Below are 12,363 nucleotides of genomic sequence, written 5' to 3'. Positions count from 1 at the left end.
CTATGTCAGCAGATCGCGCACGGCGTCGGCGATGCCGATGTCGTCGATGCCGACCCGCCGGCGCAGTTCCTCTTGGGAACCGTGTTCGATGAAGCGGTCGGGCAGCGCGACCACGCGGGTCTTGATGCCGAAGATGCCGCGCTCGGAAAGCATTTCGAGAACCGCGCTGCCGAAGCCGCCCAGGCCGGTATTTTCCTCGGCGGTTATGACGCATCCGGTTTTCTCGGCCCAACGGCCGATCAACTCCGCGTCAAGAGGCTTGACGAAACGGGCGTCGATTACCGCCACGCTCCGTCCCTCGCCGGCGAGCGTATCGGCGGCAGCCAAGGCCGTCGCGACCCGGTTTCCGATGGCGACGATGACCGCGTCGCTGCCTTCGCGCAGCAGGCGCCCTTTGCCCAGGGGCAAAGTCTCGGGTTGTTCGGGTAGGGCGACGCCGGTGCCCGAGCCGCGCGGGTAGCGCACGGCGGTCGGTCGGTCGTAGGTGAAGGCGGAATGCAGCATGTGCACGAGTTCCCGCTCATCGGAGGGCGCCATCACGACCAAGCCGGGGATGTGCCTCAGGTAGGTCAGGTCGAACACGCCGTGGTGAGTCGGGCCGTCGTCGCCCACGAGGCCGCCGCGGTCGATTGCGAAAACGACCGGCAGGTTCTGCAGCGCGACATCGTGGATGATCTGGTCGTAACTCCGCTGCAAAAAGGTGCTGTAGATGGCGGCGATCGGTCGCAGGCCGGTTTTAGCGAGGCCGGCGGCGAAGGTGATGCCGTGTTGTTCGGAAATGCCGACGTCGTAGCTGCGTTCGGGAAAGCGGTCGGCAAAGGTTTCCAAGCCGGTGCCGCTGGGCATGGCGGCGGTGATGACCACGATCCGTCGATCCCGTTCACCGAGTTCGACGATGGCGTCGGAAAACACCTGTGTGTAAGCGGGCGGCCCGGCGGCTTTTTTTTGCGATTCGCCCGTGGCGACGTCGAACTTGCCGACACCGTGGAAACGATCCGGGAGGTCTTCCGCGGCGATGAAACCCTTGCCTTTGATCGTCGAAACGTGAACCAGCGTCGGTCCCGGAAAGCGCATCACGCCGCGAAACGCCTCGATCAGGTGGTCGATGTTGTGCCCGTCGATGGGGCCGAGGTAGCGGAAGCCGAGGGATTCGAACAAGAAGCCCGGGGCCAAAAACGCTTTGACGGCGTCCTGCATGCGCTTGGCGGTTCGGTACACGTCCTCGCCCACCGTGGGCACGTTGCGCATGAATCGCTTGAGCCGCTGGCGAACGGCGTTGGCGGTTTGTCCGGCGAACTTGCGCGACAGGTATCCGGACAGCGCGCCAACGTTTTCACTGATGCTCATTTTGTTGTCGTTGAGCACGATGATGAGGTTTTTGTCCATACGCCCGGCGGTGTTGAGCCCCTCATAGGCCAGCCCGGCGGTCAGTGAGCCGTCGCCGATGACGACGATAACCCGGCGGTCGTCTTCCCCCTGTAGGTGGTTTCCTTCCACCAGGCCGATACCCGAACTGATTGATGTGCCGCTGTGCCCGACAATGAAAATGTCGTGCTCGCTTTCGGCCGGGTTGGGGAAGCCCGAGAGGCCGTCAATTTGACGCAGGGTTCCGAAGCGATCGCGCCGGCCGGTCAACAGCTTGTGGGTGTAGACCTGGTGCCCCACGTCCCACACGAAGCGGTCGGAAGGGCTGTCGAAGACATAGTGCAGCGCGATGGTGAGTTCGACCGATCCCAGGTTCGACGCCAGGTGGCCGCCGGTTTGGCTGATGGTGTTGATGATTTCTTCGCGAATCTCGTCGGCCAGGACGGGTAAGTCGTCCAGGGGCATTTTTTTCAGATCGGTCGGCGATTCGATGTGGTCCAGGTGGCGGCTCACGCGGCTACTCCTCGTCGTTTTCGTCGTCGTCCTCGTGACTCAGGTCCTGCACGGCGACGGTGCCGTCGGCTTTTTCCAGCAGGACCTCAACGCGTTTTTCGGCGCTGTCGAGGGTTTTCGTCAAAGAGGATGAGAGTTTCATGCCTTCTTCGAAAACCTCCACTGCGGCCTCCAGGGGCAGGTCGCCACTTTCGAGCTTGCCCACCAAGTCCTCGAGGCGCCGCAATTGCGTCTCGAAGGTGGACTCTTCTTTGGTTCCCTTTTTGGGCATGATAATCTCCTTGGCCCGCAAAAGGGTATATTGACACCGTGCCGGGAGATGGTCAATCTTCCCGCACGGGCGCGGCGGCAGGCGATTTGGGAAGTAAAACGGGGCCTTTGCCGTTTGACAGGTGCCCGGGGATGAAGTATAAAACGCGGCCTACCGGCAAACGGGTGGGTAAAGGTAAGGAGACGATCATGGCTTCGAACAGCAAAAAGACCAAGATGAAACGGATTCGCAAGGTGCGGGCCAGCGGCACGGCGCGCAAGCGCATCATTCGCCGTGGAACCACGCCGGTGTTTCCGATTCACAAAGCCGAAGAAAAGAAGACCGCCGAAAGCAAGTAGCGCTGCGGCGTTTGTGAAAAGTCCGCTCCGCCTTGCGGCGGGACGGCTTTTTCATTTAAAGCATCCGAGTTGACAGGCTCGAATGCGGATTTTCCCCCGCGTGGCCAGATCGCCGATCACCCGCGGTGAGACACCCAGTTCGTCGGCCAAGGCCAATGCCACGGCGCAAACAATATTTCCGTCCACGGATTTCTCTTTCAATTTGGCGATGATTTCCTGTTCGTTTTTCATGATGGCTCCGCCAGCAGTTTATAGAGAGTTTTTTTATCGACGCCGGTGATCAACGCGACGGCGGTGGCGGCGTCCTTGGTTTTGATGCCCATTTCGCGCATCAGCTTTCGGCCGTGTTCCACCGCGTCGGCCATTTCACCGACTTGCGCCTTGGGTAAGCGCGCGACGATGGTCACTTCACCCAGTAGTTTACGCTCGGCAAGTTCGTCGATGAGGTAACTTAAAGGGCCGCGCAAGGCTTCCTCGTGTATTTTCGTCATCTCGCGCAGCACGGCGGCTTGGACGTCGCCGAGCACGTCGTGGAGGTCTTGCAGGGTGCCGACGGTGCGCTTGGCCGCTTCGTACAAAATGAGTGTGCCGTCCATGCGCAGGTAGGATTCCAGCCGGCGACGCCGCGCCGAACCTTTGCGCGGCAGGAAGCCGTCGAAGATGAAACGGTCGGGCGGCAGGCCGGAGAGCTGCAACGCGATGATCGCCGCGCAGGGGCCGGGCAGGGCGACGACGTGGATTTCTTCTTCGAGGCAGCGATACACCAATTCGTAGCCGGGGTCCGAAATCAGCGGCGTGCCGGCGTCGGTGACCAGGGCGATGGTTTGGCCATCGCGCAGCCGTTCGAGAATGTGCGGTAGTCGTTGGGGGATATTGCCCTCGAAAAAAGAGAGCTTGGGTTTGTCGATTTGAAAATGGCTGAGGAACACGCCGGCTTTACGGGTGTCTTCGGCCACAACGAGATCGCATTCGCGCAAGGCGGCAAGCGCCCGGGCGCTGGTGTCGTCCCAGTTGCCGATAGGGGTGGCAACCAGCAGCAGCTTGCCGGGTGCGGCCATGTTCAGATCGTCACGTCGAAATTGAGCTGATCCCATTCTTCCGTGTTGCGATCGTACAACGGCGCGCCGAAGTGATAGTCGCCCGCATCCAGCGTGTCGATATCGATCGTCACGGGAATCTGGCAATTCGGGTCGGGCGTGCCCGGGTTGTCGATGTCGTACCAATCATAGGAGAAGACATGGTAGGAATCGCCGTACGAGCGGACCATGAATTGCTGATCGGGCAGGTTGTACATTTCGCACGCGGCGTAGCGCACCTGGAAGGGGGCGTTGCCTTCCACGTTGGTGAACAAATCCACCAACGGCACGACCCACTTCTTGTTCGTCGCGCCCAATTCGAGATCCAATTGGAACACCGAGTACGTGACCTTCGTGTCGAAAGAGCTTCGCTGTACGGTCAACGTGATCGAACCACCGGTGAGGCCGTCGATTTCGTACGTCAAATCGATCGGGCACATGCAGTCGCACGGCTCGCCACCCTCGACTTCGGTGATCGTTACCTGAGAGCCGGCGGCATCCGCAGTCACGGCCATTTCGGCGCAGCAATTCACGTAGGCGAAGAGATCTTCCACCTTCAATACGCCGTCGTCCCACGCAACCTGCACGACATCGATCGGGTCCGCATACGGGTCCCAAATCGCCTTGCTTTCGGCGTCATCAAGGCAGGCGGATTGATTCACGGCCGACACGGACACGACGCCGGGGGTGTCGTCGTCGTCATCATCGTCATCGCCACCGCCGCACGCGATGATCATCGCGAACGCGGCCAGCAAAATCGTTAAAATAAGAAACCATTTCGTTCTCATTGTTTTTCTCCTTTGCTTCCCTTACCCAGCAACTGAGCGTAATGGGCCGGTTCGGGGTCGTCAAGCAGGGAGTCGATTTTCAAACGAAGCGCCCGGTAGGATTTGGCTTTTGCCCCGGCGGTGGTATCCTAACGCCATGCGACACTTCTACTTGCCGGTAATCGCGACTCTTTGTCTATTTATCGCGGCTTGTTCGTCCACGAACAACAAGGCCGAAGGCACCCCTGCGGTCTTGTCGCCTGACGGCGTTAGATGGCTCACGACGCTGAACTACCCGGACGACGATCGCGATGTCGATCGCCGCCTCGCGGCTTTGCGCCTGGGTATGAACGAGCAGGCGGCGGCCGTGGGTGATTTGGCCAAGCATCTGCACGGCGATCCCGATCCGCAAGTGCGGGCCGCGTGCGCCTGGTCGCTGGGTCGGTTGGGTGGCGATGAATCCTTAAACGCGCTGATCAACGCGAGCGGATTCCCCTGGCGTGAAGTGCGACTCGCCGTGGTCGAGGCGTTGGCCGAAAGCCGCGACCCCAAGGCCGCCGACACGCTGGCGGAGTTGATTGCCAACGACGACGAGCAAGTGGCTCTGGCGGCGTGGCGGGTGTTGGAGCAGCGGGGGCAAGCGCCGGAGGTAGACTGGCACGGGCGCAGCGTCGCGGCCGCCCCGGTCGATGGGCCGGACCAAGTAGTCCACGTTGATCCTTTGCGGGGCGAGGACACCGCCGCGGGAACGGCGCGGGAGCCGGTCAAGACGGTCAAGAAAGGTTTGGAACTACTCAAACCCGGCGGCGAGTTGCGCCTGGCCGGCGTGCCGCGCGATTACGTTCGCGAAGCCGTGGTCGTGCCGGCCGCGCTCTCAGGGCTGTGGAATCAGCCGACGCGGATTGTCGCGTGGCCCGGCAAACCCAAGCCGGTGATCGCTCCGACGGTGCGCCGTCCGCTCGACGCCTTTGACGAAGAGGACAAGCTACGCGTCGCGTTCGAACCGAAGGGGGCTTTTCACGTCCTGCCCGGCGGCTCGACGAAGATCCTGTCGCTGGTGACCGGTAAGGACGAAATGGGCCCCGGCACCTGCCGCTACGACGCGGGGACCAGTTTTCTGCACATCAACATCGGGTCGCGGCCGCGGCGAGGATTTATTGAAGTCGCCTTCGCCGAAGATGCGCTGCACGTGGACGGAGCGAGCCACGTGGTCGTCGAGGGAATCGACGCGCAATTCGCCCCCGACACGGGTTTGGAAGCGGCGGGCGGTATGTACGTCTCATTCGTCAACTGCCGCGCGCGGTACTGCGACCGTCACGGGATGTTCTTCTACTATTCACCGCTGGGTGTGGTACGCGGCGGCGGGGCGGAACACTGCAGCTACCAGGGGATCAGCGTGCGTTCGAGTCCGCGTACCCTGGTGGTCGATGCGGTCGCGGCGGGCAACGGTAAAGACGGAGTATTGTTCCTGTTCGACAGCGATTACTGCACGGTGTTGAACAGCCGTGTCACGGGCAACGGGCGGGGCGTCGCGTTTATCACCGGCTCCGACTACGGGCGTGTCGTGGGATGCTCTTTCGGCGCCAACCGCGGCAAGGACTTCGAGATCGACCCCCATAGCCGGCCGGGATCCGCATTGTGAGCCGTCGCGCCCGAATCACGCTGCTGTGTTTGCTGGTGGCCCTGGTCGTCTTCGGCCGCCTGCTTTTGCTGTACTACAGCGAATACGTTTACGACGAAGAAGAGTACAAAACGGGGTCGATCGCGGCGCTGATCATGGACGGCCCGAAGCTGCCGTTGCTGGAATATCAGCCGGGCGACTACGAAGGCGGCACGCTGTTGTTCGGCTTGTTGACCGTCCCCTTTTTCGCGTTGTTCGGCAAAACCTACTTCGCGCTCAAACTGCTGGCACTGACGACCTCGCTGTTCATGGCGATTTTCGCCGCGTGGTTCGCGGCGCGGCACGGCGGCACACCCGCGGCGGTGGCGACTGGCGTGCTTTTCGTGCTGCCGCCGGCCTACGTGGCCCAAGTGGGTTTGCTGCCCTGGGGTAATTACGCGGAAAACGCGACCCTCAGCCTGGGCATGTTGGTAGCCGCTTCGTACTTGTTCGCGGCAAAACGGCCGCGCCTTTGGCAGTACTTTCTTTTCGGCGCCGTTCTCGGCCTGGGAGTGTGGATTCACTACGGGTTTCTGGTGACGGTAGCCTTGCTGGCATTGTGGTGGTGGGTGAGTCGCACGAGCGGTTTGCGCCACGTAGCGGCCGCCGCGGTGGGCGGCGTGGTCGGTTTTTCGCCGTGGATCATTTACAACATCACCCACAACTGGTGGGGCCTGGGCCGGTTTGCCGACGCCGTGAATAAATCGCCCGACGCCGGCTCGCGAATCGTGGCGGCGGTCAAGCGCTTTGGCATGCTGCTAATCGACGACATCCCGGCGGGCCTGAGCTTTCACGCCGGGACACTCGCCGGGACGAAAGCGCTTTCCTATCTATACTACGTGCTGCTATTGGCGTTGACGGTCACGTTGGTCGTGTTGTTGCGGCGTCGGTGGCGCGACGGCTGGCGGGCGTTATGGCCGACCAAGCCCCGCGCGGTGTCGGACGCGGCCTTATGGTCGCTGGCGCCGGTCGGGTTCGTGCTTCTCTACAGTCTCGTGTACAGCGTGAGCGATTACGACTTGTTCGCACGGCAATGGGGGACGCTGGATGCGGAGCCTTATTGCCACATTTTTGCGTTGTATCCCATGTTGTTGCTGTCGGCCGGGCTGGCGGTCGGGCATGCCTGGCGCACGCGATTGCGGTGGCCGGCGGCGACGGTAGCGGCCGTGCTGGCGATCATGGGCGTGGTCGCTATCGGCGGCTTACTGACACCAAACCGACCGCAACACGAGCGGCTGCGGCGCCCGGCTTACGACATGGGCGTGATCTACATGGAGATCGGCAGCAAGTGGGGCGCGGATCACGCGCAGTTGACGAAAATCCAGCGCCGGCTGGACGGCCAAGCGTTGCGGTCTTTCATTCACGGGGCGGGAATCAAATACGGGCTGGACCACCCGACGAGTTTGCCGGTGGCGTTGGACAAATGCGCCGCGCAATCCGACGCGTTGGTGCCCTATTGCCTCATCGGCGTCGGCACGGGGTTGTACGTGGGCGATGCGTACCTGCATCTTCCGCAACGCAACGAGGTGCTGCGCGGTTCCCCGGCAGCGGCTCGCCCGTGGCTGACGTTGGGCGCGTGCGTGGGCAATATCTGGACGGGGCGGGCGGATCACTGGAGTTGCGGCCTCGCCTCGGCCATCGACGTTGCGGCACTTGCGCCGGAGGGCGAAAAAGACGACCTACCGGGTTTCGTGTCGGGTCATTTGGCGATGCTGCAATTTCGACCGCAGAAGGAATAACTTTTATTTCATGGCATCCAGCATGACCATTGCTTCGTCACGCGACCAGCAATTGGGCAGGGCGTCGCGAATGTAAACGAAGATTTCTTGCGCTTCTTTGCGGCGGTCGTTGTCGACAAGTTTCTGACCGAGTTGGAACGCGATGGTGCAGCAATCGTTGGGGTCGGCGCATTCCGCCCGGGCTTCTTCCATCAGCGTCAGCCCCTTTTTCTTTTCGCCTTTGTTGTAATACAACCGTGCTTGATCGAAGCGGGCTATCGATCGCAGGCGATTGTCGTCAGTTCGTTTGATGATTTGCGCGAAGTCGTCAATTGCTTTTTGCGTATCGCCGGAATGCTGCGCGAGACGAGTGAGCAGTTCATAGGCTTGTACGACGAGGTTGGCGTCTTTGTTATTGGCGGCGACTTCGTTGGCCAATGTCTGGACGAGATCGGCCCATCCTTCGGGCTGATCCTCCCGCGTGTCGATAGTTTTGTTGGCCAGCACGAGGCGCGCGTTGCCGCCGGCGAAAGAATCGGCGCTTTGCGCGGCGGCTATTTTCCGCAAGAGCTCCACGGCCAGTTTTTGGCTTTCGGGGTCTTTGGCCCAGGTTGCTTTCATGAAATTGGCCGGAGTATCGAACGACGAGAAATCGAGCTTGAGCACGTCGCGCAGATACCGGTTAGCGACTTGCGGCCGGCCTTCTTTTTGCTCGAGACTGACCAATTCCAGCTTCGCCCAAACGCCGAAGGTGCTCGCGGCCGGGTTTTTGTCGATGATGCCTTGCAGGTATTTGTTGGCGTAGCCGATCATGCCGGCCTGTACCATGGAGTCGACGTAGCGTTCGATCATTCCGGTTGCGGCGTCGTCCCCGGCCAATGTGACAACCCGCTCGTACACGTCGACGGCGCGGCCGTAATCCTTGATGGCGGAGAGCATGTCCGCGTACTGATTCAGATCCATGATCTGTTGCGCGGTGTCGACGTTGTCGGAGTCGATCACGGTCTTCATCAGGTCGATGGCTTCGTTATAGCGGCCGCCGCGGCGGTACACGTGGACCAGTTCGCGGCGTAAGCGGTTGACGACTCGGTTGTTCGGCGCTTCTTCAATGGCTTCGCGCAACAGTTTTTCGGCGCCGTCGATGTCCCCCCGCTCGGAGCGGAGCGTGGCCAACAGGCGCAGGGAGTCGATGTGCTGGTTATCCCAGCCGCCGGTTGTGGCGCGCACGTCCTCGACGAGCTTTTCGGCTTCGTCGAATCGCCGCCGGCTGATGTACGCGGAGGCTAGTCCAAGGCGGGCGGTATTGCGCGGCAGATCTTCCATTGAGTTCTGGAGAACCTCGAGGAAGATTTTTTCCGCTTCTTCGAATCGTCCCTGTCCCTGAGCCACAACCGCTTCGTTGAGGCGGGAAAAGATGATTTCGCTTTTGGCGTCGGGAAAGCGTCGGCGCATTTCGGAATAGGTCTGGCGAGACGTTTTTATATCGCCGAGTTGCTGCTGCAGCCGCGCCAATTGCATGTAGGCTCGCAGCACGACGGGCTCCGGCGCCCCGTCCAGCTTGATGATTCGCCGCATTGTGTCGAGCGCCTCATCGGTTCTATTCAGATTCGTGAGTACGACGCCGCGAGTCAGCAACAATCTGGCGCGCGCGGTTTTGGGCACGCGCTTTTCGAGTTCTTCGAGGTTGACGACCAGCCATTCAAAGTACTTTTTGTCGCTGCCCGAGCCGACTAATCGCCCGAGGATCTCGAACAGGTTTTGCGAAAACTGCGGCAGGGGCGCTAATTCCAGCAGTTGTTGCATCACTTCTTCTGTTTCGCCCTTGAGTTGGAGCGCCTGCAGTAATTCGAAACGAATCGAGAGTTTCACCATGGACTCGACGGTCTCGGATTCCAGCAGCGACTGATAGATCTTGATGGCGTCTTCGTATTGCTCCAACTCGACGTAGGTCTGCGCCTTTTGCATAAAGGCCGTCAGTTGCACCATTTCGTCGTCCGGATGGCGGTCGAGAAGAATGTCGTAGTACTTCAACGCCTCGTGGCGATCGCCGGATTCCCGCTGATGTTTCGCGGCTTCGAAAAGCTTGGAGTTGTCCCAGTTGTCCGGCGTTCGCCGGTGCGCGTGAACCAAAAAAACTACGAGCAGTACCAGCGCCACGACAGCGATACGCCCGATCTTGGAGGAGAAGACCGCCGCCACAGCCTTGCGCATTAGCTTTCGGCTGACCCGAGCGCCGCGTTCGCGCAGTTCGGCAACGAATTCGTCGGGCAGTCCGCGAGCGTACCGGAAATTCGCCTTTTCCACCTGCGCGTCGGCGAGGTTGACGTCCTTGAATTCACCGGCGATAAAATCGGTCTTGGTGAGATTGCAGCCGGGAAATCCGCATCGTTCGATCACCGGTCCGGACAAGTCGGCGCCTTCGAAACGGCAATTGTGGAACTCGGTGTTCTTGATATCGGGGCATGACAGGTCGCCGCCCGAGAAATCGCAATCGATGAACTGGCAATTCACGAACACCACGTCCGGAAACGAGGCTTTTACGAAGCGGCAATTCGTCACGCGGCAGCGGGTTAGCGACAAGCGCCGCACGCTCGCGCCCTGCAGCGATACGCCGTCGAGTTCACAATCCACCAAGGACCATTTGGGCGAGGTAGCATCGGAAAGGTTCACGTTTTTCAGGACGACTTTTTCCCACACACCGCGCACTTTGGCACCGGTGGCGTTGACATCCCGCAGCGTGGCGCCATTCAGATCGGCGTCCTGCAAGTTAGCTTTGACGAGCACGGCGCCGGTCAAGTCCATGCCGGTGAGTTGGGCACTGCTCAAATTAGCGCGGGTCAGATCGGCGCCGCGCAAATCGCGATCGGTAAGATCCGCTTTGCTTAATTTCGCGTTTTTGAGGTTCTCGCCGCTTTGCTCTTCGGCCATCTGTCGCTCCCACGCTTCGTTCTAGTCGGGGTCGCAGGTTTCGAAACCGCGGCGCTCGCGTTCACAAGTTAATGCGTATTTCGACGCGCGACAGCCTGGCTGCTCTATTGACCGGGGGTCGTGTCGTCGTCGTCCGCGGCCGTGTCGTCGTCGGTCGTCGTATCGTCGTCGGTCGTCGTGTCGTCGTCGGTCGTCGTGTCGTCGTCGGTCGTCGTGTCGTCATCGGTCGTCGTATCGTCGTCCCCGGTGTCGTCGTCGTCGACAGGTTCCGCGGGCAGGAGGTAGCGGAAGGGGATCGAGACTTCGCCGGATCGAGCGCCGCACACGTCTTCGACTACAACTTTCAACGGCGTATGACCCGCTGTCGCCGGCTTTGGCAAGTCAAATTCCAAAGCATTTCCGTCGCAGCCGGTGTTACCGCCAAGGTAGAGGGTGAAGGGACGCCAACCCTCTCCCACATCGTAAAGAATCACGCCGTTGCCGAGATTGCATTCAGCGTCCAGGGGTGTGATTTTCACCGACGCGACGGTATCGGGGCCAATCAGTGGATCGTCTGTCGGCTCGCCGCCCACGAAGATTTCAACGCGGGAGATGGCGGGCGCTTGGTTGGTGTCGGGGGCGCAGAACGAGCCACGCGGCCAGTCGAGCGCCGCGACGCCGCCTTCGGCGCGAGCGACCGCTTCCAGAGTGCGGTCGGCGGACGCGTCGAGTACGAACAAACCGGCTTCGCCGCCGATAAACCGACGAACAAATGCGATGTATTGACCGTCCTCGTTAACCTGTTGTCCGTAATTCGTGGTGTTGGCGCCGCCGGAAATCAGAATGTTGGTTTCCTCCGCCAGATTCCATGCGTAAAGCGAATTATTGGACGTGTAGTAAAGGATCTGGTTGTCGGGCGACCATCTCATTTCGGTCGGATTGTTGGCCAGGAACGTGACGACGCTTCCCTCGGCGTCCACTACGAAGCCGATGCCGCCCAAATAACCAGTCGACGGATTGGAAATTTGCATCGAGACCGCGACAAACTGGCCGTCGGCGGTCCAGCGCGGGAAAAAATCGCCCGAAACCGGCAGGGCGTAAATCTCGCCCTGCTTGAGAAAGCCCAGCAAGTTGGCAAAAACCGGTTCGGTGTTCGCGGCGTTGGTAATCACGAGTCCGGCCGCGTTGAGATAGGCGATTTGTCGCATATCCGGCGAGTAGGCTCCGTAACGGCCGTCGGGCGCGATCAGACGGGCGCCGACCGCGCCGACGTGGGCCTCGTAGAGTTCGCCGGTTCCAGGGTCGTGGTAGAAATATTTGCGCCCGTTAGGGGCGGCGAACGCCTGAGGCGCGGTGCCGACCACGCGGGCAGATTTCTCAGCGGTATCGATAATTTGTACGTTCTGGGCATCATCGACGAGTAACAGTTGAGATTCAAAGCCGGTCGTTTGCAGAAAACTGCCGACGGTGTTCGAGAGCTTTACGGCCTGCAATTTCTCCAGGTCCAAGGAAAACGTTCCGGCCTCGCCGTCCCATTTTCCCGAAAAATATAGCGAGCCGGTAAACCCTGTGGAGTTATCCGGCTTATCATTCTTAGGAGGACCATCACCACCGCGGTCGCAGGCGCCAAGGGCAAAGATGAGCGCCACGAAAACCGCGAGGATGACGTACCACTTTCGCTCAATACACATTCAGCCTCCAGCGCCGATCCCGCATTTCGATTTTCGGGTCCCGTCCCGGGACTGTCA

General features: G+C 60.7%; 10 protein-coding genes. 3 read left to right on the top strand and 7 right to left on the bottom strand.

The features are described 5' to 3' along the window. Both dxs and xseB read right to left on the bottom strand, forming a co-directional pair. A complete protein-coding gene (dxs, locus tag P9L99_20355) occupies positions 1 to 1,878 on the bottom strand; it encodes a 1-deoxy-D-xylulose-5-phosphate synthase (protein ID MDP8225724.1) in 1,878 nt (625 codons plus the stop codon). A gap of 4 nt (positions 1,879 to 1,882) precedes the next feature. Continuing rightward, entirely contained in the window at positions 1,883 to 2,149 is a 267-nt protein-coding gene (gene xseB, locus P9L99_20350; protein MDP8225723.1) for an exodeoxyribonuclease VII small subunit, read from the bottom strand. A 188-nt stretch (positions 2,150 to 2,337) separates the two neighbouring features. Between xseB and P9L99_20345 the strand changes: the two genes are divergently transcribed. Further along, complete coding sequence (locus P9L99_20345) at positions 2,338 to 2,487, top strand: hypothetical protein (GenBank protein MDP8225722.1); 150 nt, start codon at positions 2,338 to 2,340, stop codon at positions 2,485 to 2,487. Between the two features lie 51 nt (positions 2,488 to 2,538). Here P9L99_20345 and P9L99_20340 read toward each other — a convergent pair whose 3' ends face one another. The 3 genes from P9L99_20340 to P9L99_20330 are packed head-to-tail and all read right to left on the bottom strand — an operon-like array spanning position 2,539 to position 4,351. Continuing rightward, the gene (locus tag P9L99_20340; GenBank protein ID MDP8225721.1) at positions 2,539 to 2,718 is read right to left on the bottom strand and encodes a hypothetical protein; all 180 of its coding nucleotides are present in this window, start codon (positions 2,716 to 2,718) and stop codon (positions 2,539 to 2,541) included. Further along, complete coding sequence (gene rsmI / locus P9L99_20335; protein MDP8225720.1) at positions 2,715 to 3,545, bottom strand: 16S rRNA (cytidine(1402)-2'-O)-methyltransferase; 831 nt, start codon at positions 3,543 to 3,545, stop codon at positions 2,715 to 2,717. Before rsmI ends, P9L99_20340 begins: the two co-directional genes overlap by 4 nt. 2 nt (positions 3,546 to 3,547) lie before the next feature. After that, positions 3,548 to 4,351, bottom strand: a complete 804-nt coding sequence (locus tag P9L99_20330; protein MDP8225719.1) for a hypothetical protein — start codon at positions 4,349 to 4,351, stop codon at positions 3,548 to 3,550. 136 nt (positions 4,352 to 4,487) lie between these two features. Here P9L99_20330 and P9L99_20325 point away from each other — a divergent pair, with 136 nt between their 5' ends. Both P9L99_20325 and P9L99_20320 read left to right on the top strand, forming a co-directional pair. Further along, positions 4,488 to 5,972 carry a HEAT repeat domain-containing protein gene (locus P9L99_20325; protein MDP8225718.1) on the top strand — a complete coding sequence of 495 codons (1,485 nt, stop codon included), beginning with the start codon at positions 4,488 to 4,490 and terminating at the stop codon, positions 5,970 to 5,972. Next, positions 5,969 to 7,729, top strand: a complete 1,761-nt coding sequence (locus tag P9L99_20320; protein ID MDP8225717.1) for a hypothetical protein — start codon at positions 5,969 to 5,971, stop codon at positions 7,727 to 7,729. The genes P9L99_20325 and P9L99_20320 overlap by 4 nt, the downstream gene beginning before the upstream one ends. A 3-nt stretch (positions 7,730 to 7,732) precedes the next feature. Here the strand turns inward: P9L99_20320 and P9L99_20315 are convergent, their stop codons facing one another. Both P9L99_20315 and P9L99_20310 read right to left on the bottom strand, forming a co-directional pair. Further along, a complete protein-coding gene (locus tag P9L99_20315) occupies positions 7,733 to 10,636 on the bottom strand; it encodes a pentapeptide repeat-containing protein (GenBank protein MDP8225716.1) in 2,904 nt (967 codons plus the stop codon). Positions 10,637 to 10,740: 104 nt separating this feature from the next. Continuing rightward, positions 10,741 to 12,306: a hypothetical protein gene (locus tag P9L99_20310; protein MDP8225715.1), complete on the bottom strand. Its 1,566-nt coding sequence runs from the start codon at positions 12,304 to 12,306 to the stop codon at positions 10,741 to 10,743. Positions 12,307 to 12,363: the final 57 nt, after the last annotated feature.

The organism is Candidatus Lernaella stagnicola, from assembly GCA_030765525.1.
GTDB classification, from domain to species: domain Bacteria; phylum Lernaellota; class Lernaellaia; order Lernaellales; family Lernaellaceae; genus Lernaella; species Lernaella stagnicola.
Note: the sequence above shows the minus strand (reverse complement) of the source record. Positions and strands in the feature narration are given on the sequence as shown.